Source organism: Micrococcus sp. GPGPB33 (assembly GCF_037853785.1).
Lineage (GTDB): Bacteria > Actinomycetota > Actinomycetes > Actinomycetales > Micrococcaceae > Micrococcus > Micrococcus luteus.
Genome location: NZ_JAQMWO010000002.1, coordinates 1681118 through 1707658 on the forward strand (window position 1 = coordinate 1681118; position 26541 = coordinate 1707658).

The following is a 26541-nucleotide window of genomic DNA, read 5'->3' on the forward strand; positions in this document are numbered from 1 at the left end:
GCATGCGACGCCGTAGCGTCACGCGAGTCCCACCTTTCTCACATGACGGTCTCGATGCGCGTGATGTCGGCGGGCGACGGTTACAAGTACCTGCTGCGCACCGTCGCGGCCGGCGACGGCGACAGGTCGCTGTCCACCCCGTTGACGCGTTACTACAACGCCGAGGGCACCCCGCCGGGTCGCTGGCTCGGTGCCGGGGTCGCCATGCTCGGCAGCGGGCGGATCAGCGCAGGCGATCAGGTCTCCGAAGCCCAACTCCAGCTCCTCGTTGGTATGGGCCGTGACCCGATCACCGGGGAACCGCTTGGCCGTGCGTATCCCGAGTACCGAACCGTGGCCGAGCGGATTGAGGCGCGCAGCGGGGCGCTTGATCCGTCCCTCGGGCTGGCGTCACGCGCGGAGGCGCTCGCGGCGATCGAAGCGGGGGAGGCCGAGCGTGGGACGCGCCGGGCCGTCGCGGGGTTCGACTTCACGTTCTCGATCCCGAAGTCCGCGAGCGTGCTGTGGGCGGTTGCGGATGCCGGGACGCAGACGTTGATCGCGGACGCGCACCATGCGGCGGTTGCGGAGGTCGTTGCGTTCATGGAGCGGGAGGTTGCAGCCACGCGCGCGGGCGCAAGCGGCCGCGACGGCGCGGTTGCACAGGTCGACGTCGCAGGTCTGATCGCCACCGCGTTCGACCACTACGACAGCCGGGCGGGCGATCCCCATTTGCACACGCACGTCGTCATCAGTAACAAGGTGCAGACCGTCCTTGACGGGAAATGGCGGAGCTTGGATGGGCGGCCGATGCACGCGGCTGTCGTCGCGCTCTCCGAACTGCACGAGGCGGTCTTCGCGGACCACCTCACCCGAATGCTCGGCGTCTCGTGGGAGGCGCGGGATAGAGGCCGCGACCGGAACCCCGCCTGGGTGGTCACCGGGGTGCCGGAGGCACTGGTCAAGGAGTTCTCCACTCGTGCCCGGCACATCGACGCAGAGACCGATCGCCTTATCGAGCGTTACGTCGAGACGCATGGGCGCCGGCCGTCGCCGGCGACAATCATGAAGCTCCGCGCCCAGGCCACGCTCACCACTCGACCGGAGAAGGAGGTGCAGTCGCTGGCCGCCCTCACGGCTTCTTGGCGGGAACGGGCCGGGAGGGTGCTCGCGTCGGATGCGACCTCGTGGGCGCGCGGCGTGACGGCGAACGAGGAGCCGTTGCTGCTGCGCGCCGACGACGTGCCTTTGGACATGATCGACTCGCTCGGGGCAGACGTCGTGGCTACGGTCGGGGAGAAGCGCTCCACTTGGCATCGCTGGAACCTCACCGCCGAGGCCGCTCGGCAGACAATGGCCTACCGGTTCGCGTCGACCGAGGATCGCGAAGCCGTCGTCGGAATGGTCGTTGACGCTGCCGAGGCGGCCTCGCTGCGCCTGACCCCGCCGGAGCTCGCATCCAGCCCGGCGGAGTTCCGCCGCTCGGACGGCACGAGCGTGTTCCGTCCGAAGCACTCCGCTCTGTTCTCCTCCGAGGCGCTGCTGGCCGCCGAAGACCGCCTCCTCGAGCGCGCCCGCACCACCACCGCGCCGACGGTGCCGCTGACCACCGTCGAACGAATCACGAAACGCCCCGACAGCAAGGGCCGGATGCTCGGTGACGACCAGGCAGCCGCGCTGACGAAGATCGCGCTCTCAGGCCGGATGGTCGATGTACTGGTCGGCCCGGCCGGTGCGGGGAAGACGACAGCGATGTCGGCATTGCGACGGGCATGGGAGCGCGAGCACGGGCGCGGCAGCGTGGTCGGGCTTGCGCCGTCCGCCGTCGCCGCGCAGGTCCTGGCCGATGACCTCAGCATCCAGACCGAGAACACGGCCAAGTGGCTCGACACCCACGACCGCACCGGCGAGACGTTCCGCAAGAGACAGCTCGTCATCGTCGACGAGGCGTCCCTGGCGGGCACGCTCTCCCTCGACCGCATCACCACCCTGGCGGCGGAGGCCGGGGCGAAAGTACTGCTGGTCGGGGATCACGCCCAGCTCCAGTCCGTCACCGCCGGAGGCGCGTTCTCCTTCCTCGTCCGCGACCGCGACGACGCCCCGGAGCTGGTCGACGTGCACCGGTTCGTCAACGTGTGGGAGAAGACCGCCTCGCTCGCGCTGCGGTACGGCCGTACCGACGTCATCGACACCTACGCCGAGCACGGCCGCGTGATCGGCGGGGAGTCAGAGGAGATGATCGACGCCGCCTACACCGCCTGGCGTACGGACACCCTCGACGGGCGAGCCAGCGTCCTCGTGACCGACTCCAACGAGTCCGTCCAAGCGCTCAACAACAGGGCGCGGGCCGATCTGATCCTCGACGGCACCGTCAACGCCCGCCGCGAGGTCGAGCTGCACGACGGCACCCGTGCCGCGGCCGGGGATACCGTCATCACCCGCCGCAACGACCGCCGCCTTCGCGCCGGGCGGTCCTGGGTCCGCAACGGCGACAGATGGACCGTCACCGAGGTCCGCGACGACGGCGCCCTCACCCTCCATCGCGCCGGGCGCACGTGGGGCGCATCGGTCGTGGTCCCGGCCGAGTACGCGGCCGAACATCTCGACCTCGGCTACGCCGTCACTTCCTACCGGGCGCAGGGCATCACGGTCGACTCCTCGCACGTCCTGGCGGATGCGTCGATGACCAGAGAGACGTTCTACGTCGCCATGACCCGTGGCCGCGAAGAGAACATCGCCTACGTCGCCGTCGATAAGCCCGACCCCGCTCACGACGGCCCGCACCCCGGCGACAACGAGGATGCGTCCGCCCGGTCGGTGTTGTTCGGGGTGCTGCAGCACGTCGGCGCCGAGCTGTCGGCGCACGAGACGATCACCGCCGAGCAGGACACCTGGGGCTCCATTGCGCAGCTCGCTGCCGAGTACGAGACCCTGGCCGCTGCCGCACAACACGACCGCTGGGCCGCACTCATACGCTCGTCGGGGCTCAGCGACGACGACGCAGAAGACGCGATCGCTTCACCCGCATTCGGCGCATTGACCGCCGAGCTCCGCCGGGCAGAGGCGAACCAGCACGACGTCGAGACCTTACTGCCGCGCCTCGTGGGAGCACGCGGGTTCGGGGACGCCGATGACATCGCGGCCGTCCTGCATTACCGCGTCGCTAAGGCGACCGGCCGGCCGGCGGGGTCCGGTCGCGCGCGGAAGGCGCCACGCTTGATCGCAGGCCTCATCCCCGAAGCCACCGGCACCATGCCATCGGAGATGTGGCAGGCACTGGCAGAGCGGCGCGACCTCATCGAGACCCGGACCAATGTGCTCCTCGACACTGCGCTCACCGAGAAGCACGAGTGGATCATGAAACTCGGCGTCCAGCCGAAGCAGGCGCGAACGGCCCGCGCATGGCGGAACGCCGCTCGCACCATCGCTGCCTACCGTGACCGCTACGGCGTCACTGGGCTTGCACCCCTCGGAGCACGCGCCGAGACCGAGACGCAGAAGCTCGACGCCGCCCGCGCCCGCGCCGCGCTCGACCGGGCACAGAACCTCGCCCAGCCCGAACAGCCAGAGCAGGAACGCGCTCGGCGCACCGGGCCGCAGCGCGTCAGGCCGTCGTTGTAGTGGCCCAGCTACTCGGTTCGATCTGGTGGTTGGATCATTCGTACGTTCGAGACGCCGCCCTGGTTCACGCAGTCCTGAGCGAGGTCGTGAACGCCCCAGTAGAAGTCAAGATCGGCAGCCGAAGCGTTCACGGTGCTCTCGACGGGTATGTAGCGGTGCAACGGCGTGGAGACACCGCCGTAGGAGTGACCGAAGTTGTCCACAGTCAGGATCACGAGGGGCTCTGAACCGGTCCACTCGATCCCGACGCGCACGTCGTACTCGTCGTTGCCCGTCGCGTCAGCGGTCGCTCGGATGAGAGCCATCAGATCTGCGACGCCGCACTCGACCGCGTCCGACTGGACCTGCGATCCCTCGAAGTACCCGTCGCTACTCATGCGGTGGCCGCCGATTGCGGCTGCGAGCGTAACTGATCCGTCGTGGTGGAGACTCGCCCATGCTTCCTTCCACAGTGATCGGTCGCCTGTTGCGGTGTTGACGGCGACCCAGCGGCGCAACCCCGGTCGTGGATTGTGACGGTCGACGTTTTCCAGCGGGTGCACACCGCCACGTCCGGCGTAGAGCAAGGCGAAGCCTTCCGCTTTGGTCAGCACGTCGCGCGCGCCATCGCGCGTCAGGCGGTTGTGGAGTCGAGGGACACGCGGGTGGGCGACAGCGATCAACCAGGCGCGTTCGCTCGTCGCCCGCCCGCCCGCGGTCTCGGCATACAGGTTGTCGAGCGCTTCGCTGGCATGGCGGCGTTCATCGAAGCGAGCTCGGTACATCGCCTCAATCTGGCGTTCCTTCATCCACACGGTGTCGGAGTCGTTGCGCACCGGAGCGCCGAAGTAGTCGTTACGGTAGATCAGGTGCGGCCCGTCGAGGCTTGCAGGCACTTCCACAACGACAGCGCGAGCCCCCTCAACTCCGAGACGGTGCACGTTGAGTCCGAAGACAGGCGGGGAGATCGCGGTGATCGCCGCGGAGCGCAGGGATCGCTCGTACGCTTCATCAAACTCGCCGACGTCGACCCGCCCTGTCGCGGCCTTCTGCGACTCGCGTACTCCGAACACGATGACACCGCCGCCGCTGTTCGCCATCGCTGCAACGTCCTTGGGGAAGTCCGTTTGCGATAGGCCCTTCGCCGGCGGCAGCTCTGACTTCCAGTCCAGATCGTTCGTCTCCACGACTCCGCTGCTCACCGCCGCATCCAGCAGCTCGTCCGTCAGCGGTCCAGGAGCGACTCCGAGGGCGCGATGCAGAGCGGTGAAAGTCATGACCCCCAGCGTAGGGATCACCCGCGACAACTGGCGGTGACGCCGACCGAAGGCCGCCTACAGCGCGCACCCCTCCCGGCGCGCGGACGGGGTGATGGCCGACTCACGTGCGAGTGCCTTCCCGCTCACGCCTGCGGGCGGGTCGAGGAGCGCCGTGACGTCTGTGGCATCGGTGATGAGTGACGCGATGCCTTCGTGCAGGAGCCGGTGCGTTCCAGCACTGGAAACGCTGGTCACCGGGCCGGGCACGGCGCCGACTGGACGGCCGAGCTGCGCGGCGCGAGCGGCGAGGTTGAGGGAGCCGGAGCGGTAGCCGGCCTCCACGACGACGGTCGCACCGGAGAGGTCACCGAGGATGCGATTGCGGGCGAGGAACCGCCACATGGTCGGCGCGGAACCGGGTGCCATCTCGCTAGCGAGGAGCCCGAGGTCTCCGACTCGTTCCAGCAGCTCGCGGTTGCCGGATGGGTAGAGGCGATCCAGACCGCCGACCATGACGGCGAGAGTCTGCCCGCCAGGAGCGAGCGCGGCTCGGTGTGCGGCTGCGTCGATGCCGTAAGCGCCGCCGGCCACGATGATCCGCCCTGCATGGGTCAGGTCGGAGGCGAGTTCACCTGTGATGTGCTCGCCGTAGCTCGTGGCGGCGCGGGCACCGGTGATCGTCACTCGATCGCTCAGCGTGGCGCTGAGGAACGAGACCGTGCCGCGCACCCACAGCACGGTCGGGGCGCGCTCGCCCAGGTCGTTCAGTGCGGTCGGCCAGTCACGGTCGCCGGGGATGAGGATGTGCAGTCCGAGGCGGTCGGTCTCCGACAGTGCTTGCGTGACCGTGCGGGCGTCGAGGCGTGGGGAGACTTTGTTACGCCACAGCCCGGCGTCGACCGAATCGACCTTCTTCGGGAACGCGCCGGTGCCGGCCGCCAGGCGCATGGTCTCGACCGCGCCAACCGCCGCGATGAGCCGGCCGGTCACCGCGTCGTCGGGCTCCAAGGTCGCCGCCAGGGCGACCCGTGCGGAGCGTTCGTCCTTGGCGAGAGAAGTGATCGTGACCATGCCGGCTCCTGTCCGTGTGTGCCAGGCAGGTGCGCGAGCGCCGTCCGAACGAGCAGGCGCACCTCTTACGGATGTCGCCGGGGAGTCGTACCCTGGGAGCGAGGCAGATTCCTCCTTGATCTGGCGTCTCTCTGTGGACAGGCCCTCCGGCCACTCTCTACGCACTGTCTCGTCACCTGACCGTGCCACGAGAGGACAACGCCATGATCCGGCTGCTCTGGGCGCTCAGCGCCCAAGCCCGCTACTACCTGCGGCGCTACATGCCCACCAACATCGCACTCGACGCGATCCGCACTCGCCGCGGCCTGAAATGGGGCATCCCCGCGATGCTCGTCGCCGTGCCGTACTTCCTCGCCGCGAACTACTGCCTCACACTGATCGAGCATGGCGGTCCCGGGTGGTTGAACCTCCTCGTGCTCGTGTTCTGCTGGAATGCGCTCAAGTTCCTCATCATGGGTCCGATCAGCCTCGTCCTCCTCATCCGCGCTCGACTAGAGGAGTCGGCAACCCGACGCCGCGACCGTCGTGCGCTTCGGCCGATTGAGCCTGCTGAGCCGACAACGGCGCACGTGCGATAGGAACTGCGCGGCGACCTCGCCCGTACCGTTCGAATAGCGACGCGGTTACGGCCTGCGGTGATTCGCGTGCCCGGCGGCGGGCAATTCGACCGAGGGAGTAGAGGCGGGGGAACGGACCCGCTCGTTCGTCCTTCGAGACTGGAGGGAGGAATCACCACCCGTCCAGCCCGCACGGCCTGGAACCGCTCCTGAACATCGACGAACTCGCCGACTACCTCGGCGTGCCCGTCTCCACCATCTACGACTGGCGCACCAACGGCAAAGGCCCCCGCGCCTACCGCTTCGGCAAGCGCATCATGTTCGGTATCACCGACATCCGTGCGTGGATGGACACCATGCGTGAGCCCGCCGCCTCTACCGGCGCGGCTACCTTTCCTGGAGCGGGGGAGGGTGCGCGTGGGTAGGCCCCGCACGCCGATCGGCACCTTCGGAGTCATCGCCACCCGTGTCCAGCCGAACGGCAACCATGTCGCCCGCGCCCGGTACCGGGACTGGGACGGCAGCAACCGGCTCGTGCAGGCCACCGGTGCTTCACGCGCTGCCGCGGAGCGCAAGCTCAAGCAGAAGCTCGCCGAACGCTCCCTCTACCAGCCCGGATTCAACGGGATGAGCGCCGACAGCCCCTTCCCGGAACTCGTCGCCTACTGGCTGGAAGACATGGAGATAGAAGACCGCCTCTCACGAACCACCAGGCAGCTCTACGAGCGGGACATGCGTGCCCTTGTTCTCCCGGCGTTCAAGGACCTGACCCTTCGCGAGATCGGGGTCGCCCGCTGCGACTACTTCCTTAAGCAACTCGCCAGACGCAGCTACAGCCGTGCCAAGCACGCCCGCGTCGTCCTCCGCCTCGCACTCGCGCTCGCGGTCCGTCACGAGATCCTTCCTCGCAACCCGATGGATCACGTCTCCCGGCTGCACCGGAAGAAGACCATCCCGGACGCGTTCACGATCGGCGAGGTGCAGGACATCCGTGCAGCGATCAAGGCGTGGGAGTCACGGCGGATACTGGCGGGACCGAGGCCGGATCGGCAGCTCGGGCAGATCGTCGAGGTCATGCTCGGCACCTCCGCCCGTATCGGCGAAGTCCTCGCCATCCGCCTCCAGGATCTCGACCTGGGCGGACCGATCCCGACGGCGCGGATCGCCGGGACGATCATCAGCCGCAAGGGTGAGCCGACGCACCGGCAGGGCCATCCGAAGACGGATCGCTCGGTTCGCCGCGTCGCCCTGCCGGCGTTCGCGCTGCATGCCATCCGCTCGCGCCTACTGCGTAGCGGCGACACCGAACCTCACGCGCTCCTGTTCAGCACGAGGGTCGGGACGCCGCACACGACGAACAACATCCGCAGGCTCCTGCGCGACGTGATGGACGCTGCCGGGATCGAGAACGTCACTCCACACCGCTTTCGCCGCACCGTCGCCACGGTCGTCAACGACGCGCAAGGCGCGCTCCTCGCTTCGGAACTCCTCGGGCACACCGACCCGCGGATCACGATGCAGCACTACATTCACCGAGATGAGACTGTGAACCCCGCCACCGCCGAGTACCTCGAGCGAGCTTTCGGAAGAGCGGGGTGAGGACCCGTGCGCACGAAGCAAATTAGAAGACACAAGACACGCTGGGAGTGAAAACTAGTGCGCAACTTACTGACCTGGGTGTAGGCTGACCTTGTGACTGCTGAAGACGACGCCATCGCGAGCCTCCGGACCTCCGGCCTCCTCGACGTGCTCGCGTGGGCCGCGCCAGCAGCCTTCGCCGCCACCGATCAGATTTATGACGAGGACGCCGGACATGACCAGGGAGTCATCGGCTACCTGAACTTCAAGCACCTCAAGGATCTGATGGACCGCGCGACCTCGAACGGGCGGTTCGCTCTGGGTGAAGATGTGGATGGAACTGGTTCAGATGTTCTCGAGCGCGGTCTCGCGCCCGAGGCGTTCCGGTCTATGCCGTCACTTTCTCCCGAGGCGATTGCGCGGAGCAACTACCGGCAGTCACCAGGCTGGGCGGCCGACGGGCACCGTGTGCTGCTGCAGTCCTATATCTTCGGCCGCATCGACGACATCAAGTGGGTGGAGCGCAGCGATGCCAAGCGCCGAGTCGCCTCCCAGCAGTTCATCGGCGGGAACACGCTGTTCGACGACGCCGACTTCGGCCTGGAGTCGATTCCCGGTATCCCTGATGATGACGAGTTCGTCGGTGTGACGCTCGTGGCGGCACATGCCTTCAACCCGATCACTAAGCAGTTCGAGGTCTACGTCGGCCAAAGCAAGAACCCCGTTCATCCCGAGGACTCCTGCTGGCACTGGCGTCAGTTGCTGCTTTCAGGCGGGACTCCGATGGCCGGCACGGGTGTGCGTGTGCCGCCCGCCCTGCCTGGGGATTCGGCATCGACCAATGTGGACGATGTTGTTGTGCGAATGAAGAAGCCGCTCGCGGGCGAGGGGGCGGGCGCGGCGAATGGATAGCCTGCGCCGACCGTCCCAGACGCTCGCCGCCGCGGCCACATTTTTCAACGGCGAGCGTCTAGCAATGGCGCGACAACTCGCAGGGCTAAAGAAGGCGCATCTCGCTGCCCTGATCGAAATGTCGCCGGCTTCAGTGACAGCGTGGGAGAGTGGCGCGAAGCAACCCAACCGGGCCACTGTGGCGAAGCTGGCGCTTGCCCTGAAAGTCGAGCCGCAGTTCTTCGGCGGAGGCGCCCCACCACGAGTGAACAAGCCGCACTTCCGGTCGCTCCGCTCCACCCCGCAGATCGCTCAGGATGAAGCCGAAGCGTATGGGCAGTTCGTCGCCGAGGTGACCGGCATGCTGGAAAACGCCGTCGAGTTTCCGGAAGCGCTGCTGCCCGATCTGCCTGTCGACCCTGAAGAGGGCACAACAACTCCGGAAGAGGCAGCCAGGGATGCCCGTGGGTTCTTCGGCGTCGGCCCAGGACCGATCCAGCATGTGATCCGCCTCGCCGAGCGTGCGGGCGTAGTCGTCGTCTTCAGTGAGCCGGGGATTGCGGCTATCGACGCCTACTCCCTGCACACGGCCACGCGGCCGATTGTCGTTCTGAATCCCGCCAAGGACGACTACTACCGGCAGCGGTTCGACGTCGCCCACGAGCTCGGGCATCTGATCATGCATCACGACGCCGAACCCGGCGGGAAGATCGCTGAAGAGCAGGCTCATCGATTCGCATCCGAGTTCCTTATGCCTGCGGAGGAGATCGCCCCGTTCCTGCCGAGTTCTACGGCTGGCCGTGCATGGGCACAGCTCGCGGAGCTCAAGGAGCATTGGGGAGTCAGCCTGGCAGCGCTGCTGTACAGGGCTCGTGCACTCGGCATCATGGGCGACGTCTCATACCGGAACGCCATGATCCGCATGTCACAGAACGGCTGGCGCCGCGCCGAGCCCGGCCGGGTCGCATCACTTGAGATGCCCTCGATACTGCCGCGCGCCCGTGAGGTCATGAGCTCCGCAGGGATCGACGACGACAGATTCCTCTCGGGATCGGGTCTCCCTGCCCATCTCTACGAGATAGCCGCATCTCGCGTTCCGCTGACCGGGGATCGATCGTGAGATTCTCGGAAGCCTTCGGGATCGAGCGCTCCGAGGCAGACGACTGGTTTGATCCACACCTCACCATCGACACCAAGCTCTTCATTGACCCGTTGCTTCTTCTCGAAGCGGGCGGCGAATGGGCACAAGCGCACAACGAGCTGATCGCCCACTTCGTCCACTGTTACGGCCTCGTCGCCAGGGCAACGAGCACCACCTCGGTGTCAGCACAGGCGGCGCGGCGACTGCTCACTTTCCCGGAGCCCTTCGAGCTCGGCCTCGGATATACGGCGGAAGGAACCCGTGGTTCCGGCGCCGGCGATCGCTTCGCGGCGCGGATGGCGGACGGTATTGCCGTTGCGATCGCCGCAGGCCTCGGGCAGCCCGAGCACATCGAGGAAATCGGCATCCTGAACGAGGGAATCGGGGCGGATCGGATCTCCGATGCGACCGCCAATGTCATCAAGAGCCGCCTGATCGCATACACGCAGGCCATCGCAACGAACCACAACGTCCCGCTCGACCAGCACAAGGTCCGGCATGCTCGTGTCAGCTTGGACAGCGCCAGATGGCATGACGAGGACGTTGCCCTTCCCACCAACCCTGTCACTGGGCGCCCGGTGATCCTCGTCCCGGCGTTCCTCCTCAACGGCCTGCCGACGTTGAACGCGGATGACTGGTTCGACTCACACTTCAATGACGACATCCGCTTGTCGCTCAACCTCCAGGTCGGCCAGGCAGTGACTAAGGCGAGCATCGTCGCTTTCGCTCGCCAGCACCCCGATCGAGTCCGGGACTGGGCGCGAGCCCAGACCAGCCGGGAAGACCTCATCGGCTACGACTTCGGCGCTGACCCGCTCGGGGTCGTTCAGTGGGACCGGGAACCGGCACGATACGCCGCTGAGAATCCGCTCCCGCCGCGCACGATCACAACTCACGATGATCTCGTCGACCTCGCCGCGGAAGTCGTGGAACAGTTCCGGCATTTCATCGAAGACCAGCGAGGCTGGAGCCTGCTGTGGAACGATGACGGCTCGGAGAAACCCGAAGAGGCAGCACAGCTGGTGTTCCTGGGCATAGCTCAGCAGTACCTCCGGCAGTTCGATGTCGAGCTCGACCGCGAAGTCGAGCTCGGACGCGGTCCGGTCGATTTCAAAGCATCCTCAGGCACATCTGCCCGTCTGCTGATCGAAGTCAAGAAGCTCCACAACGGCAGGTTCTGGAACGGGCTGCGGTACCAGCTCCCGAGCTATCTGCAATCCGACAACGCCACCAAAGGCTGGTTCATCGCGCTGCAATACCGGAGCAACAAGGCCGCCGTGGACCGCCTCTGCGCACTTCCGGCCGAGGTGTCCGAAGTCTCGACTGCGACGGGCAAGGAGATCCGCTTCACCGCGGTCGATGCTCGCCGACCGCTCTCCGCATCCAAGATCAACGGCGATCCGCAACTCGACAGATAGGTCGTAATTATGAGTTCACCAGCCTTCTTGACTCCGCTTTTGACACTTGAAGAAAGCGATGGCAAGTCGAAGGTTGAGTATGTCGTCGGTGGCGAGCAATTGGTAGATGATGCGCGTGACCTTGCCGCCGCGATCATCGCTGACGATGCGATGGTCGTTGCATGCGGGAAATCACCGGTACTCGACCGGTGGCGCACGCGTCGTGACGGGGGCGCACCCTCGACGGGAGCGCAACTAGAAGCCGTCAAGGCATTTGTTTCCATCGGCTTCGGCCTTCCGGATGCTCCGAAGCCCGCCGATCATGTACAAGGGCACGTCGCGGAGTTGCTCTGGCACCGCGTTGTGGCCGAGCGTACATCCTGTCGGGACGGACGCACTCTCGTAGAAGCGCCACCCATCAAGGCCGATGCACTCGAACCAGGGGGAGATGGGCTCGTCGTCTACGAGGACTCTTGCGGAACCCTCGTTTTCCGGCTCTGGGAGATTAAGAAGCACGACGCAGATGCTCGGATATCGAAAACGATCAACCGGGCGGCGAAACAGTTGCGCAAGAGAGGCCACCACTACCTTGCCAAGCTCGCGGGACCGGCGACCCTCACTGCTGAAGGTGCCCTGGGGGAGCTTTACGACGGCATGGTTGACCTCTGGTTCGAACGGAGCGCAAGAGCAGGCGTGGGAGTCTCCGTAGGGGCGTCTCTCGAACATCGCCCACGAAACAGCAACACGTTCAGATCGCTCGGCACACAATTCCCGGAGTTTGTGGCGGCTGGGCAAACCGAGTCAATCGTTATTGCGTTGCCGGACTTTCCTGAGTTTGCCTCGAAGGTAAAGGAGATCGTATGGAGCGGTCTCTAGACATACATCTGCTCGGGGAAGCGCTTGCGGGTCGCTCCGGTCTCCCGACGGCTGAGCGATTGCAAGAGCGAATGGCGCAGGCTGAAATCGCCCTAGTGCTTGATCGTCCATCTGTTGATGAGAAGCTAATTAAGACAGCATGGTACTTGCATGGCGTGGCGTCGGTAAGTGATGCGCGTCAACGCTACTCGGCAGCTCGCCAACGTCAGGCGTTCTTGGTGAGCGCCCATATTTTCTGATCTTGCTCTGGCTCGAAATGACTGGAGCGATGAAGAACGCCTATCAATCGGATTTGCTGCTGCGATCGGGTATCGCCGAGGTGGTCGTGACCCAAACGCGTCCGCGATCATAACCCGACTTCAGCCCCTCTTAGGTGGAGCAGATAGCACGCAAGAACCGTCACTTGAGAATCTCTCCGTACGCGCCGGACTTGTATTTTTGAGCTTCGATGCTAAACGAGCCTTCGGTTGGCTGGCTCGGTGGCGCAGATACTTCGCGTCAATAGCACAGCAGTCGGCGATGGACAGCCTGCGCTCAACGGCCCTCGGTTCGCTGCAGACGCTCGTCCTGGCTGTGGAAGACATACTCTCGTACCTGACGCGTGGAGATTATGAACGCTACAGTCAGGGGTCTCAACGACTGCGGGAGGTAGCGACTGGCGAAACCGGGGGCGCTTCGCTCGACGCGCGTTGGGTCGCTACACATCTACTGAACTTCGCGACCATCGCGGAGGCGGGCTCACCCTGGAACCCGTCGATCCTGCCGCCAGACGTACCGATCGCCGTACGCCAGGCTTTCGCGGTTGGAAGCCCTGCCGTGCTGACACTCTGGGAGCCGCAGCGAGATCTGCTCACCGGAGAACCATCGCCGTGCTCGCCGGAAGTCAAGCGAATGGTACTTTCCGTTCCCACAAGCGGGGGGAAGACACTCGTCGCTCAAATGCTCGCCGTCGCGCATCTGGCGCAGACGGACACGAGTATCTGCTTTGTCGTGCCAACAAGAAGTCTTGGTCGAGAAATTCGGCGCGCGATGAGCGCACGAGTTCGTATTCTCCAGAAAGAGGTCGGAGCGGAAAAGACTGACTTCTCCGCCTGGCTGGGAGAATTGGGCCTCTCGCTTTCGGAGGTTGAGCAGGCCGACGTCGATGTTATGACCCCGGAAAGGCTCAGTCATCTCCTGAGAAACGACTTCGAAGCGGTGCTCGACAAGTACAGTCTGTTCATTTTCGATGAGGCTCAGTTGTTGAAGGAGAAGGGGCGTGGCTTCGTCCTTGAATCCGTGATATCTGCCCTGAACCTGCAAACACAGGGCCGACCGCATCGCATAATTCTCCTTTCGGCCGCGATGGGAAACGTCGGTGGGATCGCTCAGTGGCTTGATCCAAACGGCGGTGCCCTGAGTCAGACAAGTGACTGGCGGGGGCCCAGGCGACTGCATGCAGTCTTCAATACCGAAGCGCAGTGGGATCAGACCGTCGTTGAAGGAGGGGCCGGGTCCGTGTGGCCCTACCGGCACACCACGCCGCTCTCGGGACTGATCCGATTGCGGCTCGGAAACGGGAGCACCAAGTCACTCCGCACTCAAGGGGACACGGGTTGGCGTCTAGTCCGAAAGTCGAAGGACGGGGGAGAGCGTCCAGCTGAAGTGAAGGTCGATTCTTCACGAAACACGAAACACTATTCGATTGCCAGCGGCATGATTACCGCTCTAGGGCACGCAGGATCGGTACTAGTTGTTGCGTCAACAAAGAAGCAAGCCCAGACGCTCGCTCGTGGCATCGCGGACGAGCTTGATGAGCAGCCGCAACTGGCCGCGCTGGTTGACTTTGTACGCCAACAGTTGGGCGACGCACATCCACTCGTCGGCACGCTTAGGCGAGGCGTGGGATTCCATCATGCAGGGTTGCCCGTCGAGGTGCTCGAAGCGCTTGAGGCTGCCGTGCGAAGTGATGATCTCCTCTATCTGACTTGCACTTCAACGCTTACGGACGGGGTGAACTTGCCGGTCAGGACCGTCGTTCTATACGACACTCCATACCCAGACCAGCCCGAAGATACCCGCTTACGCGGTGCCCGGCTCGTGAACGCAATGGGACGGGCAGGGCGTGCAGGACGCGAGACTGAGGGCTGGATCGTACTAGTAAGGGCGGCCTCGCCGAGCAGTCAGGACTTCGCCGACCTCAACCCTGACGATCAGGACCTAGAGGTCACGTCCTCCCTGCTGACTGACTCCGCACTCCAGGCTGTTGCCCAACTCGAAGGTGTTCAAAGGGCTGACGCCGACGCAGTGTTCGCAGCCAACGGTGCGGCTGCGGACTTTATCAGCTTCGTCTGGATGATGCTGGCCGCGGCCGAGCGGGAACTGACCAGCCCAGAGATGGTCGACCTCGACACGGTGGTGGGGTTCACCCTGGCGGCAAATCAATCCACCCAAGCTAGAACGCGATATACACGACTCGCGGGGCGAGCGCGGGAGGCCTATGTATCTGTCGATTCCGCTGCCCGTCAGAGATGGTCGCGGATCGGCTGCTCTATCGGTTCCGCTCGTAAGATTGATGAATGGGCGTCGCAGATTGCCCGTGCCCTGATCTCCGCAGACGTAACTTCTGTCTCTACGGCTCTAGAAGCGGTGGGAATCCTTCGTCCGACGATCGCAGAGTTGCTCCGGCTTCCTGAAGCACCTCGATGGGGATTTCGCGAGTCTGTACGGGGCGCGACTCTGGATGTAGATGCCGCCGAAGTCTTGCGCGACTGGCTCGAAGGTGCTTCGCTACCGCAGCTGGCAAAGAGTCACTTGGGCGCCGTCGCCGATCCCGCATGGAGGATTGAACAGATAGTCACTGCGACCACAGAGCACTTCGAGCACTATCTGTCGTGGACAGTTGGAGCGCTCATCGACCTCGTAAACACGCACCTGCAAGCAGCCGGCGGTGACGAACTCGTTTGTCCAGAACTCGGTGGGTACATCAGGTACGGAGTCAGCACGCCGGTCGCGCTCGCACTCGTGACCGAAGGTATTCGTTCACGACGGATCGCCAACCTAGTGGCAAGTCGCTTCGATCGGGTAGCGGAACTGGACGTGTTGAGAGAGCATCTGGCATCACTAGGCGTGTCCGGCTGGCGCCAAGAGTTTGCCGCATCGACCTCTGAGGTAATTGATCTCCTCGACTTTACGCGTCAGCGACGGCGAAGCCTGCTGAAGAACTTGCTCGATCGCAACGTGGCGAACGTGCCTGTCCACCTTCAGGCTGCGCCTACTACAGGCTCTATCCCGCTACGCCTGGCGGAGATAGAGGGCGAGACTCATCCCGCTCCGTTCGGCCTCTACCAAGGCGTGCAGCTGTTGGGGACGATCTCGGCCAGAGACCACTCAGATATCCAGAGCATTTTGGACACGGGGTTTGCGCTTCGAGTCGAGCTTGAGCATCCCGACGGGCGTGACCAGTTGCAGATCACGTTGCTTGATCCTCTTGATGATCGTCTCTTCTGACCCCCACGTGGGGGACCAAACACATGCAATTCATGCTTCTCGTGACATCCTCTGCATTATCTGAGGCCTAGAACTACGCGGATTCGGGCCTCGACGACGCCGTTTGGACGTTTCGCGGTCAACTTCACGATGTAGATGCCGGGCTGAGCCGATCGAGCGTTCGTTCCTCACGCCCAACGATTATTGAGGAGACCTGCTGCTCAGTGAACTTGTGTCGGCCGCGACCAGCCCGATCTGATTGGCTGCGTGCTCGACCATCGAGCGGACGGTCGCAATCAAGGCTGGCACCTCGTCGGCTGTTACTCCTAAGACGCCGTCGCCGTACCTCGCGGCCCCTCGTTCTCGCCGGAGCCGCTGGAGCGTGGCGAAGAAGCCTTCCGGCGCATTGCCAAGCCGTTCGTTCTCACGCAGCCACCGATCTCGCACGTTGTGGAACTTCGTCTCCTGCGACTGCGCGAGCATCTGCGCCTGAACGGTGAGTTCCGCCGCGGAGAGGAGATTGTCGACGGCTGGTCGCAGCGCGAACTCCCGGACCGCTTCGACTACGTCGAGGTAGTCGTCAGCAAGGCTGAGCAACTCGGCACTGCGCTGTTTGTTGTAGCGCAAGTCGAAGGCAATGTATGCGGACTCGCCGACGATGATGTAGGCCAGCCATCCGCTGTTCGGGTCGACATCGACAGGCCAGAAGGCTTCGAGACTGCTGATGTTCTCTGCAGTGACCGGCTCGCCCTTCTTGATGGGCGCCGATGCGACCGCCCGCGCCTGCAGCGACACCTCCTCGTTGATTCGGACGATCGGTGCACCACCCGATGGCGGGAGCTCAACCACCGCGCGGTACACGTGCGCCCGCGTGAGCTCGGTTGCGCGCTGTTCGAGGTCGCGATCAATCCACGTTGCGAAGAGGTTCTCGACGAGATGTTCACCGAACGTCTCTTCGCCGCCAGGAAGTTGGAGATCGCTCATGTCAATGCAGAAGCGTGACAGGTAGTTCGGCCTGCGTATCGTGACCGTTGACGTGTGCGTAGGCCGCGATCGTGCCCACCGCGTCCAGGCCCAGACTTGCGTCGTGGAAGTGCACCGTCACGGCGTCCTTCGTGGCCGTGACGGACGAGGCCTCGTAGTTAGCCTGGGTGGCACTGGCGTTGTCGAAGACCCACGCCGTGATCGCGTCGCCGAAGCGAACGCCGAGTCGTTTTCCGCCGTTGCCGGTCGGGTCGTAGTAATAGATGCCATAGCCGAAGAACTCGACATCGCCGACATCGACTGGCTCTCCGAGCCCCCACGTAATGGTGACGCTGTCGGTTCCCACTTCCGCCAGCACGGACGTGACTGTTCGGGGTGTATGCGTGGTCATGGCTTCCTCTCGATTACCTCACCAGATCGGCAGTTGGAGTGCCGCGATGACCGTTCCTGCGATCGTGGCGAGTCCAACGGCCGCTGCACCGACGAGCTTTGCTCGCGTCCAGAAGCGCGGCTTCGCTTCTTCGGGGGCAGCAGTGATCGTGCTGCCGTCCGCGGCCTGTGCGATGCTCACGCGGTTCCCGCGCCCGTTGATGACGAAGTTCACGGCGTTGGCTGCCTGCGTTGGGGTTGGTAGGTTCTGGCCCTGTGGGGTTGCGGAGCGCAGCTCGGCGATGAGTTCGGCTAAGCGAGTGCGAATCTGGTCGAGCACGCCTGCGAGCGCGATAGTGCTGACGCTCCAGTAGAGCGCAGTGATGTGGCCGTTCATCTCCCGGGTGCCGTTCATATAGGTGACGAGGTCGGGAGCACCCGGTGGCTGGAGCTTGACCATTCTGTCGGTTCGGTGCTGATCCACCATGCTGTGGATCTCGCTCACGCCCATTCGAAGTGGAACTTGCTCGTTGATTTCGTCGCGAGCGAAGTCGGGAATGTCCATCGCGCCGATTGTCTCGTGGCGCACGATCCCGCCTGGAACGGTGCCGTCGATTTGCAGCGGAGCGGACACAGTTCGGTACAGGGGCAGCTCCGCGTCCCGCCCGTAGCCGCGGAGCTCTACCGACGCCCAGTTGCGAAGCTCGGGTGAGCCTGCGCTTCCGCCGAGCAGGATGAGTTTGCGGAGCAGAGTGTCGAGCGGTTTCTCATCGAGAAGGTCACGCTCGATTTGCGCCATGAGATCCGGTGGACGTTTGATCACAGCCAAATTATCTCCTCCACCGCCGACACCTCGGGGCGACCACGACGATGCCGCAGGGGATCAGTCTCGCTCATGCATGTCGCTGAGCATCGGTCGGCGGGCTGTTGGTGCGTCGCGGGGGAGAAGGGCAAGAACCCCCTTATCGAAGTCACGCCCGCTGACGAAGCGAAGAGCGTGTCGGCCGGATCTCTGACCATCTGCGCGCCAACGAAGCTCCTTTTCAGGCTCCCGCGCGCCTTCGGGGAGGGGGACCAATTGGGGACCAAAATCATGCGAACCATGCATCTCGTGACGTGCTCAGCATGATCTGAGGTCCGGAATCACGCGAATTTCGGTCTCGATCGCACCGTCTGGACGCCTGGGGGTCAAGAGGTCGTGGGTTCAAATCCCGCTAGCCCGACCACGTTCCCACGGGTCAGAGTCCGCATCTGACGAGGGAAAATGGAATGAGGCCCAGGTACTCCCTCGAGGGGAGCGCCTGGGCCTCTTTCCGTGCCTGACATATTCCTTAGCACAAACTGATCGAGACAGACCCTACGGTTCGGCGTTCGGCTCGACTTATATCCCCGGGAATTCAGAACTTCCTCAGTGGCCGAGCGGCTCGATCCAAAATCGATCTCGTCGGTGACCAGAGCGTTGGCCCTGAAGCCCCCTGGGTCTGATGGAGACTCGCGCTATTTGATTCCGACCAGCTGTTCGCGGCCGGCTTCGACAGCATAGAACGTGTCCTCGAACTCGGCGGGTGGGACGTCGCCGAGGTAGCCGTGGAGGCGTTGCGTGTTGTGCCAGGACACCCACCCGAGGGTCGCGAGCTCGAGGTCCTCGACCGTCCGCCAGGGACCTGGCCGTGCGGGTCCGCGGACGTGCTCGGCCTTGTAATAGCCGTTCACGGTCTCGGCCAGGGCGTTGTCATAGCTGTCCCCGACGGTCCCGATCGACGGTGTCGCTCCGATCTCGGCGAGGCGTTCGCCGTAGCGAATGGAGGTGAATTGAGACCCCGCGTCGCTGTGTGTAAGCGGCCATGAAAAGCTGCCCATAGGTGGCCAGGGAATGACCCGCTGACGGCCATGAGGACTGCCCAGTGATGGCCACGGGAACTGCCCGGTGCTGGCCATCTGGTTTGCCCGCGTTGCTCGTTGCCCGCCGCGTCGTGAGCCGGCGGGGGCCTCCTCCCCGGGTTGGATATCGGTGTCGAATCGAATCCAGCGAGGAAGAGGCCCTGAATGAAGGATGCCGCAGAAACCATGAAAATACTCAGTGCCTATGACCTGACCAAGTCATTGCGGGGCGCCGCCGAGCTGGCCGGTTGCTCCCATCACACCGTGGCCCGGCTGGTGCGGGCCCGCGACGCCGGCCAGACCCCTGGATCCGGAGCCAGCCGCCCGAAGGTCACCGATGTCTGGCTGCCCAAGATCGAGGAATGGGTCGAGGCCTCCACGGGCAGGATCCGCGCCGATGTCGTGCACGCCAAGCTCACCGCAATGGGCTACACCGGCTCTGAGCGCTCCACCCGGCGGGCGGTGGCCGAGGTGAAGGCCGCCTGGCGGGCCGGGAAGCGCCGGGTGCACCGGCCCTGGATCACCGAGCCGGGCGCATGGCTGCAGTACGACTTCGGCGATGGGCCGGCGATCGACGGGGCCAAGACGGTGCTGTTCGTGGCCTGGCTGGCCTGGTCCCGCTACCGGATCGTCATCGCCCTGCGTGATAGGACGGCTCCGAGTGTGTTCGCCGCCCTGGACCGGTGCTTCCGGCTGATCGGGGGCGCGCCGACCTATGTGCTGACGGATAACGAGAAGACAGTGACGGTCTCTCATGTGGCCGGGGTGCCGGTGCGTAACCAGGCCACCGTGGCGTTCGCTCGGCATTACGGCGTGGAGGTGCTGACCTGCCAGCCAGCGGATCCGGCCGCCAAGGGCGGGGTGGAGAACGCGGTGAAGCTGGCCAAGGCCGACCTGGTCCCGAAGGACACCAACCTGCGGGACCAGTACGCCTCGTTCGCTGAGCTCGAGGCCGCCTGCGCGGGGTTCATGGCCATGGTGAACTCCCGGGAGCACCGGGTGACCCGGCGCCGCCCGGACCACATGCTCGCCGAGGAGACCAGCGCGTTGCATCGGATCCCCGCCACGGCGCACACCGTGGCCTACGGGGTGGGACGGAAGGTGCCGGAGAACACGCCGATGGTCTCCTTCGAAAACGCCCAGTACTCGGTGCCCGCGCACCTGCTCGGGGCCGAGGTGTTCGTGCGCCATCACGGCACCGGACCGGACTCGATGGTGGTGATCATGCACGCCGGTGCGCAGGGGCCGGTGGAGGTCGCCCGGCACCGGGTGGCCCGGCCCGGGTCCCCGGCCATCGACGACGCGCACTTCCCCGGCCACGAGACGGACAAGGTGCCCGGGGACTACACCCCGGTGCCCCGTTCGGCGGCGGAGGCCGAGTTCCTGGCCATCGGGGCCGGAGCGAGGACCTGGCTGGTGGAGGCCGCCGCGGCCGGCACCAGCCGGATCGGTCAGAAGATGGCCGAGGCCGTCACCCTGGCCAAGCTCGCCGGCACCGACCAGGTCGACCGCGCCCTCGGGGTGGCCGCGGTGCACCAGCGCTTCGCCCACGGCGACCTGGCCTCCCTGCTCACCGCCGCCGGCCACCGCACCGGGATGCACACCGCCACCGAGGAACGGTCCCTGACCCAGGGCACCGCCGGCTGGGCCGGCCTCGGTACCTCCAACACCGAGGGGGCAGCCCGGTGAGCATCCACACCCCGAACACCGCCGCACCGGCGCTGCCGGCCGATTTGGAGGCGCTGTTGCGGCAGCTGAAGATGCCCCACGCCCGCGGTATCGCCGCCGAGGTACTGGCCACCGCCCGGGCCCAACGCTGGGAGCCGGCCGAGGTCCTCAAGGCCCTGCTGGTCGAGGAGACCACCGGTCGGGCCCGATCCATGCTCGCCGCCCGGCGCAAGGCCGCCGGGTTCCCCACCGGCAAGACCTTCACGACCTGGGATCCGGGCGCCTCCTCGATCCCGGCCCCGACCCAGCAGTCCCTGCGCACCCTGGAATGGCTCTCGCGCAGAGAGAACCTCGTGGTCTGCGGGCCCTCCGGCACCGGCAAGACCTTCTTCCTCGAGGCCCTGGGCCAGCAGGCCGTGGAGGAGGGCAAGCGGGTGGCCTGGTTCACCCTGGAGGACCTCGGGGCGATGATCCGGGCCCACCGGCCCGATGACACCATCACCAAAGCCGTCGCCCGAATCCTGCGCGCCGACCTGATCGTCATCGACGACATCGGCCTGCTGCCGGTCGCCGACGATGCCGCCGAGGGCCTCTACCGCATCGTGGACGCCGCCTACGAGAAACGCTCCGTAGCGATCAGCTCGAACCTGCACCCGGCCGGCTTCGACGAGCTGATGCCCAAGACCCTGGCCACCGCCACCGTGGACCGGCTCCTGCACCACGCCCACGTGTGCCAGACCACCGGAGACTCCGTACGGATGACCCAGGCAATGGCCGGGAAGGGAGTCATGCCACTGAACTGATCCCATCACGGTGGCCAGCACCACCACCCAAACGGGCAAACCAGCTGGCCACCAGTGGGCAGTTCTGATGGCCACCAGCGGGAAGAAACACTGGCCGCCTATGGGCAGAACTCAATGGCCCTTGACAGCTGTGGCAGCGCAGGTCCTCGTGGCGAGCGCCGCGGGACCAGCGGGCCATCTCGATCGCGTCGAGGACCATCTCGGTGCGCATGTGTGACGCGCACCGCCACCCGACGATCATCCGGGAGAACGCGTCGACGATGAAGCAGACGTACGCGACGCCGGCCCACGTCGGCACGAACGCCAGGTCGGTGACCCAGAGCCGGTTCGGGGCAGGCGCGGTGAACTCCCGCTTCACGAGGTCCGGGTGCCGCGCCGCGGTCGGATCTGGCCGGGTCGTCTTCACCCGCTTCGACCTGGTCGCGCCCTTAATCCCTGCGGCGCGCATGAGCCGGCCCGTCTGATCTCGGCCGATGTCGATCCCGGCGCGACGCGCGGTCTTCCAGAGCTTTCTGACCCCGTAGACGCGGTAGTTCGTCTCCTAGAGCTCGACCAGCTGCGGGATCAGCTCCTCGTCCCGCACCGCGCGAGCCGAGGGGGCGCGGGTCTTGGCGGCGTAGTAGCTGCTCGGAGCCACCTGCAGCAGCCTGCAGATGAGCTCGACTCCGAGCCGGCGAGCGTCGACCAGGTCATCCTTGTTCGCGTCGATGAACGCGACTACTTCCGGTAGTGGCGGTCGAGCTCCGCCCCGAAGAAAGACGCAGCACGCTTGAGGACCTCGTTGGCCCGCCGCAACTCCCGGACTTCCTGCTCCAGTTCACGCACCCGCCGCGCCTCAGCGCTGCTCACGCCAGAGGTGACGCCGTCGTCGATGTCGGCTTGCTTGACCCACATCCGCACGGACTCGACCCCGTACCCGAGCTGCGTCGCGACCCGATTGACGGTCCCATGCTCGGTCCCCAGCTCGGCACGCAGCGTCCTCACCATCCGGACCGCCGCGGCCTTCTCCTCCGGCGAATACCGACGCGTCGTCGGCTTCCCCGCTGTCTGCTCTTTCGGCATAACTCCATCCTCGTTTCCAAGGTCAGGAGTCTCCAACAAACCCAGGGCGCTTCAATCGGTCAGGAAGGCAGCAGGAGCACCTTGATGTCGTAGTCGAGCTTGCAGAGATAGAAGATCAACTCGACGACGGGACGGTGACTATCCCAGCGGGGCTGTGAGGGGCCGATCTCGCAGAACCTTGCGGCAAACTCAACCTTCTCGCGCGCGGCCGGGATCGATGCGCGGAAGGCCGCTTCATCCCATTGCTCTTCGCTCATACTCCCGACCGTAGCGGTGAGTACCGACACGGCCGTGGGAGCTCTCAGCCCCAGAAGATCGGATCCTGGTGGCTGCCGATGTAGTCGAGCAGACTCTGGACGTTCTTCGTCGGGCGCCTCTTCGTGTACTCGTGGAACTTCATGTGCCGGTCACGCCAGTAGATGCTCCACTGGCCGGTCTTGACGGTGTATCGCAGGCGCGCGACCGGGAACCGCGTCCAGTCGCCCTGCCCGTCCCACGGCGGCCGCGTCTCGATGATCGTGACGTGCCGGTCGGCGATCTCGGCTTCTACTCTCACCTGATCCCACAGGTGCTCGGGCACGCGTTCACGGCACCAGCGGCCGATGCGCAGCAGGTCGGTCTCGGGCATAGCCATGGTCAAGTCCTTTTGAGTGGTGTATCGAGGCTTTGTCGGGTTCCTCGTGGTCGGGTGGGTTGTCAGGCGGCGAGTGCCGCGTGGCCGGGGTCGTCGGTCATGGTGTCGCTGACCTGTAGGGCGGCTTGTTCAGCCGCGGCTTTCGCGGCTGCTTCGGCGAGCATCGTGTCGGTCGCGGTCAGCAATTCCAGGCTCATGTAGCGCCGTGATTCGGTCCATTCGTCGTGCTGCTCGGCCAGCACCGCGCCGAGGAGTCTAATCACCGCGACTCGGCTGGGGAAGATGCCGACGACGTCGGTGCGTCTCCGGATCTCCTTGTTGAGCCGTTCGTTCGGGTTGTTCGACCAGATCTTCTTCCACACCTCCTTCGGGAACTTCGTGAACGTGAGCACCTCATCGCGGGCGCCCTCGAGGTGCTCGGCAGCGGCCGGCAGATGGGTGGCCAGGCTGTCGATCATGTGCTCGTACTGGGCGATCACCGCCTCGACGTCGGGCTGGGTGTAGACGCTGTGCAGCAGCGCTTTCACCGCGGGCCACTGCGACTTCGGGCACACCGCCATCAGGTTGGCCGCGTAGTGGGTGCGGCAGCGCTGCCACTGCGCCGTCCCGAACACCGCCCCGGCCGCTTCGACCAGCCCGGCATGGGCATCGGAGGTGATCAGCTCCACCCCCGACAGGCCGCGGGCAGCCAGATCACGGAAGAACCCGAGCCACCCCTCCCTGGTCTCCGCGGTGCCCAGTTGCAGGCCGAGGATCTCGCGGTAGCCGTCGTTGTTGATGCCGGTGGCGACCATGGCGGCGACCTTGACGACCCGGCCGTGTTCACGCACTTTGAGCACGAGCGCGTCGGCGGCGACAAACCGATACGGCCCAGCATCGAGCGGCCGGGTGCGGAACGCTTCGACCTGCGCATCCAGGTCTTTACTCATCTCTGAGACCTGCGATTTCGACAGGCCCGTGATGCCGAGAGTCTGCACCAGTTTGTCCATCCGGCGGGTGGAGACGCCGAGCAGGTAGCAGGTGGCGACCACCGTGGTCAGCGCTGCCTCGGCGCGGCGGCGCCGCTCCAGGAGCCAGTCGGGAAAGTAGGTGCCTTCGCGCAGTTTCGGGATCGCGACGTCGATGGTGCCGGCGCGGGTGTCCAGGTCCCGGTGCCGGTAGCCGTTACGCCGGTTGGTGCGCTCATCCGAGCGGGCGCCGTAGGCGGCGCCGCACACGCTGTCAGCCTCGGCCGACAGCAGGGCATTGATGAAGGTGGTGAGCATCTGACGCATCAAGTCCGGCGAGGCCTGGGTGAGCAGATCGGACAGAAACGCCTGGGGGTCGATATCGTGGGGAGCGGTCATCGCGGGTGTCCCTTTCGAGTGGGATGTGAGAGTTTCCTCGAAAGCCTCCCGCGGTGACCGCTTCTACTTCGCGGTCGACACGCCAACCGGAGTCAACGTGCTGCGGGATTCGTACACCACTCTGCCGGACGCAACTGCGCCGCACCCTCCACACCGGGATGAGCCTGCTGACCGACCGCCAAAAAGAACACCTCAGCGTCCTCTTCGCCCACGAGAAGCACGCCGCGGTCGAAGCGGCCTGGGAGATCTACCAGGCCATGGTCGCCGCGTATCGAGAATTCGACCGCGCAAAGGCTAAGGCCAAGATGGAGAAGGTGATCGCGGCGCTGAGCAAGAAGGTCCCCGACACCCTCGAGGAACTGGGCAAGCTCGGCCGGACACTGACCAAACGCGCCGCCGACGTGCTGGCGTTCTTCGAGCGACTGGGCACCAGCAACGGTCCGACGGAGGCGATCAACGGCCGGCTCGAACACCTGCGCGGCTCCGCCCTCGGCTTCCGCAACCTCACCAACTACATCGCCCGCAGCCTCCTCGAATCAGGCGGCTTCAGACCCTTGCTACACCCTCAAATGCGATGAGCCTCGAATGCAGGATCTTGTGCCGACAGCGGCGCACGATGGTCGCGGGGATCTCGAACAACCGTGCGCGAAACCGTTTGGGCTCCCAGCGACGTGCATCATGGCCGGCCAGCGCGATGGCCTGCATCCAGGCGACGATGACGCCGGCGAGCTGGACGATCTGGCACCAGACCTGGTTCTGCGCGAATCCCTGCAGCGGGAACTTCATCAGGCCCATGTCCTTGGCGTTGCGGATCCGGTCCTCGCAGCGCGCGCGGCGGCGGTGACGCAGCTCCAGCACTGGAAGCTGGCCGCGTGGGGCGTTGGTCGCGAACGCAGTGATCCGCATCCCTTTGTGATCGGTGATCCGTAGCTGCACTCCGGGGTGGGGGCGTTCCTTCCTTACGGTTACCCGCATTCCGGGGGCCACCCGGGCAGGTCCAGTAGTCCGGTCAGTTCCGCGACCCATGCCCCATCGCGGATCCCTTCGGTGTCGGTGTCGTAGGCAGGAGTCCACGCCTTCGCCTCATCAATACGTTCCAACAGGTCAGGAGTGTTCGCGGGGAGGGTGAACCCGACTGAGTAGGCCAGACGCTGCCGCTCCAGCCAGCCCGCGAAGTCCTTGGGGCCGCCGGCCCCGTCGGTGCGAATCAGGACCTTTTTCGATCCCCGCCCGCCCCGGCCCAGCAGGGCCGGTGGGAGCTGCGCAAGGGCCAGACGGGTGACGGCGATGTGATCGCTGGCGGTGTTCGAGCCCGCGTTGCCGGGGCGAAGGTGGATCGCGAGCGGTTCCCCGGTTCCTTCGCTGCCGTGGTCCAGGAACGCGTACAGAGGGTGGTAGCCGAAGCCGCGTTTGAACGTCGGGGCGGCTTGCTCCTTCTCACTGTGGACGTTGATCAGGGTGGCGTCGAGGTCGATGACCAGCGGGGTCTTCGCGCTCGTCCCCTCGGCCGGGGAATGCTCGCCGGCCAGGGCCCAGGCCTGCTCGCGCGCGGTCCTGCGAGCCCTGGCGATCGCGGTCATCACGGCGGGCGCGTCCTCAGCGAGGGTGGTGAGCGTGCGGGAGATCGTTGGGGCCGAGGCGACGTCACCGAACAGGCCCGGCTCGCACCGCAGCAGGTCGGTGTCACGGGCGACCTCCCCGCCCACCGCGAGAGTCATCGCGAGGTCCAGCAGGACCTTGGAGGCGTGATGCTCGGCCAGCGGTTTCGTCCATGAACCCAACGCTTCACGCAGCGAAGAGGCGAGGCCGGTGGCGTGGATCGTGTCGGTCAGCAGCACCGCGCCCGCATGCGAGGCCGCCGGGACCTCAGCGACGTCCACACGCGGGCGGGGGTAGAAGAACACGGTAGGGTGGGACACCTGAAAGGTGCTCCTTCCGGCCAGGGATTACGAGACTCGACACCCCGTATCATCCCAG

General features: G+C 65.4%; 19 protein-coding genes, 4 pseudogenes and 1 other annotated feature. Of the genes and pseudogenes, 12 read left to right on the top strand and 11 right to left on the bottom strand.

All coding sequences use genetic code 11. The features are described from left to right. Positions 1-42 precede the first annotated feature (42 nt). Positions 43-3600 (top strand): MobF family relaxase, encoded by a 3558-nt coding sequence (gene mobF / locus POD19_RS08110; protein ID WP_070709078.1) that lies wholly within the window; start codon positions 43-45, stop codon positions 3598-3600. A gap of 8 nt (positions 3601-3608) precedes the next feature. Here the strand turns inward: mobF and POD19_RS08115 are convergent, their stop codons facing one another. After that, a complete protein-coding gene (locus POD19_RS08115; RefSeq protein ID WP_070709077.1) occupies positions 3609-4856 on the bottom strand; it encodes an AlbA family DNA-binding domain-containing protein in 1248 nt (415 codons plus the stop codon). A 57-nt stretch (positions 4857-4913) separates the two neighbouring features. After that, positions 4914-5909: a DNA-processing protein DprA gene (locus POD19_RS08120; protein WP_020624280.1), complete on the bottom strand. Its 996-nt coding sequence runs from the start codon at positions 5907-5909 to the stop codon at positions 4914-4916. Positions 5910-6112: 203 nt separating this feature from the next. Between POD19_RS08120 and POD19_RS08125 the strand changes: the two genes are divergently transcribed. The 8 genes from POD19_RS08125 to POD19_RS08160 all read left to right on the top strand — a co-directional run bounded on the left by POD19_RS08125 (position 6113) and on the right by POD19_RS08160 (position 15838). Next, positions 6113-6487 (top strand): hypothetical protein, encoded by a 375-nt coding sequence (locus tag POD19_RS08125; RefSeq protein ID WP_020624281.1) that lies wholly within the window; start codon positions 6113-6115, stop codon positions 6485-6487. Positions 6488-6681: 194 nt separating this feature from the next. Beyond that, entirely contained in the window at positions 6682-6891 is a 210-nt protein-coding gene (locus POD19_RS08130) for a helix-turn-helix domain-containing protein (protein WP_340309506.1), read from the top strand. Further along, entirely contained in the window at positions 6884-8065 is a 1182-nt protein-coding gene (locus tag POD19_RS08135; RefSeq protein WP_070709082.1) for a tyrosine-type recombinase/integrase, read from the top strand. The genes POD19_RS08130 and POD19_RS08135 overlap by 8 nt, the downstream gene beginning before the upstream one ends. Positions 8066-8158: 93 nt before the next feature. Further along, on the top strand, positions 8159-8956 hold the full coding sequence (locus POD19_RS08140) for a hypothetical protein (protein ID WP_070709076.1): 798 nt from the start codon (positions 8159-8161) through the stop codon (positions 8954-8956). Beyond that, positions 8949-10055, top strand: a complete 1107-nt coding sequence (locus tag POD19_RS08145) for an XRE family transcriptional regulator (RefSeq protein ID WP_070709075.1) — start codon at positions 8949-8951, stop codon at positions 10053-10055. Before POD19_RS08140 ends, POD19_RS08145 begins: the two co-directional genes overlap by 8 nt. Beyond that, complete coding sequence (locus POD19_RS08150; protein ID WP_020624925.1) at positions 10052-11494, top strand: hypothetical protein; 1443 nt, start codon at positions 10052-10054, stop codon at positions 11492-11494. The genes POD19_RS08145 and POD19_RS08150 overlap by 4 nt, the downstream gene beginning before the upstream one ends. Before the next feature lie 9 nt (positions 11495-11503). After that, the gene (locus tag POD19_RS08155) at positions 11504-12349 is read left to right on the top strand and encodes a hypothetical protein (RefSeq protein WP_086002339.1); all 846 of its coding nucleotides are present in this window, start codon (positions 11504-11506) and stop codon (positions 12347-12349) included. An 891-nt stretch (positions 12350-13240) separates the two neighbouring features. Beyond that, on the top strand, positions 13241-15838 hold the full coding sequence (locus POD19_RS08160) for a DEAD/DEAH box helicase (RefSeq protein ID WP_340309507.1): 2598 nt from the start codon (positions 13241-13243) through the stop codon (positions 15836-15838). A gap of 180 nt (positions 15839-16018) precedes the next feature. Here POD19_RS08160 and POD19_RS08165 read toward each other — a convergent pair whose 3' ends face one another. From POD19_RS08165 to POD19_RS08180, 4 genes and pseudogenes are all read right to left on the bottom strand, one after another. Beyond that, complete coding sequence (locus POD19_RS08165) at positions 16019-16801, bottom strand: HEPN domain-containing protein (protein ID WP_020628264.1); 783 nt, start codon at positions 16799-16801, stop codon at positions 16019-16021. A gap of 1 nt (position 16802) precedes the next feature. Further along, a complete protein-coding gene (locus POD19_RS08170; protein WP_020628263.1) occupies positions 16803-17159 on the bottom strand; it encodes a hypothetical protein in 357 nt (118 codons plus the stop codon). 51 nt (positions 17160-17210) lie between these two features. Next, positions 17211-17993: an AbiTii domain-containing protein gene (locus tag POD19_RS08175; protein ID WP_070709208.1), complete on the bottom strand. Its 783-nt coding sequence runs from the start codon at positions 17991-17993 to the stop codon at positions 17211-17213. Between the two features lie 674 nt (positions 17994-18667). Continuing rightward, positions 18668-19003 (bottom strand): annotated as a pseudogene (locus POD19_RS08180) (integrase core domain-containing protein); the annotation flags it as partial. Positions 19004-19216: 213 nt separating this feature from the next. Between POD19_RS08180 and POD19_RS08185 the strand changes: the two are divergent. After that, complete coding sequence (locus POD19_RS08185) at positions 19217-20740, top strand: IS21-like element ISMlu14 family transposase (protein WP_031943827.1); 1524 nt, start codon at positions 19217-19219, stop codon at positions 20738-20740. After that, a complete protein-coding gene (gene istB, locus POD19_RS08190) occupies positions 20737-21522 on the top strand; it encodes an IS21-like element helper ATPase IstB (protein WP_010078636.1) in 786 nt (261 codons plus the stop codon). Before POD19_RS08185 ends, istB begins: the two co-directional genes overlap by 4 nt. A 118-nt stretch (positions 21523-21640) precedes the next feature. Here the strand turns inward: istB and POD19_RS08195 are convergent. The 4 genes and pseudogenes from POD19_RS08195 to POD19_RS08210 form a co-directional block, all read right to left on the bottom strand. Continuing rightward, positions 21641-22584, bottom strand: a pseudogene (locus POD19_RS08195) (IS3 family transposase); the annotation flags it as partial. Then, positions 22151-22285, bottom strand: a sequence feature (AL1L pseudoknot). (Overlaps the previous pseudogene by 135 nt.) A gap of 59 nt (positions 22585-22643) precedes the next feature. Then, complete coding sequence (locus POD19_RS08200; RefSeq protein WP_010078466.1) at positions 22644-22841, bottom strand: hypothetical protein; 198 nt, start codon at positions 22839-22841, stop codon at positions 22644-22646. A gap of 44 nt (positions 22842-22885) precedes the next feature. After that, positions 22886-23218 (bottom strand): DUF3024 domain-containing protein, encoded by a 333-nt coding sequence (locus POD19_RS08205; protein ID WP_036315702.1) that lies wholly within the window; start codon positions 23216-23218, stop codon positions 22886-22888. Between the two features lie 62 nt (positions 23219-23280). Then, a complete protein-coding gene (locus POD19_RS08210) occupies positions 23281-24564 on the bottom strand; it encodes an IS256 family transposase (RefSeq protein WP_036337267.1) in 1284 nt (427 codons plus the stop codon). 137 nt (positions 24565-24701) lie between these two features. Between POD19_RS08210 and POD19_RS08215 the strand changes: the two are divergent. Then, a pseudogene (locus POD19_RS08215) lies at positions 24702-25142 on the top strand (ISL3 family transposase); the annotation flags it as partial. Here the strand turns inward: POD19_RS08215 and POD19_RS08220 are convergent. Then, positions 25111-26483 (bottom strand): annotated as a pseudogene (locus POD19_RS08220) (IS1380 family transposase). The pseudogenes POD19_RS08215 and POD19_RS08220 sit on opposite strands and share 32 nt — an antisense overlap. Positions 26484-26541: the final 58 nt, after the last annotated feature.

Excerpts from the sequence above, each read along its gene's own strand:
- POD19_RS08160 (WP_340309507.1), top strand. The coding sequence starts at position 13,241 with ATGGTACTTTCCGTTCCCACAAGCGGGGGGAAGACACTCGTCGCTCAA.
- mobF (WP_070709078.1), top strand. The coding sequence starts at position 43 with ATGACGGTCTCGATGCGCGTGATGTCGGCGGGCGACGGTTACAAGTAC.
- POD19_RS08145 (WP_070709075.1), top strand. The coding sequence starts at position 8,949 with ATGGATAGCCTGCGCCGACCGTCCCAGACGCTCGCCGCCGCGGCCACA.
- POD19_RS08125 (WP_020624281.1), top strand. The coding sequence starts at position 6,113 with ATGATCCGGCTGCTCTGGGCGCTCAGCGCCCAAGCCCGCTACTACCTG.
- POD19_RS08210 (WP_036337267.1), bottom strand. The coding sequence starts at position 24,564 with ATGACCGCTCCCCACGATATCGACCCCCAGGCGTTTCTGTCCGATCTG.
- POD19_RS08165 (WP_020628264.1), bottom strand. The coding sequence starts at position 16,801 with ATGAGCGATCTCCAACTTCCTGGCGGCGAAGAGACGTTCGGTGAACAT.
- POD19_RS08115 (WP_070709077.1), bottom strand. The coding sequence starts at position 4,856 with ATGACTTTCACCGCTCTGCATCGCGCCCTCGGAGTCGCTCCTGGACCG.
- POD19_RS08205 (WP_036315702.1), bottom strand. The coding sequence starts at position 23,218 with ATGGCTATGCCCGAGACCGACCTGCTGCGCATCGGCCGCTGGTGCCGT.
- POD19_RS08120 (WP_020624280.1), bottom strand. The coding sequence starts at position 5,909 with ATGGTCACGATCACTTCTCTCGCCAAGGACGAACGCTCCGCACGGGTC.
- POD19_RS08185 (WP_031943827.1), top strand. The coding sequence starts at position 19,217 with ATGAAGGATGCCGCAGAAACCATGAAAATACTCAGTGCCTATGACCTG.
- POD19_RS08200 (WP_010078466.1), bottom strand. The coding sequence starts at position 22,841 with ATGAGCGAAGAGCAATGGGATGAAGCGGCCTTCCGCGCATCGATCCCG.
- POD19_RS08155 (WP_086002339.1), top strand. The coding sequence starts at position 11,504 with ATGAGTTCACCAGCCTTCTTGACTCCGCTTTTGACACTTGAAGAAAGC.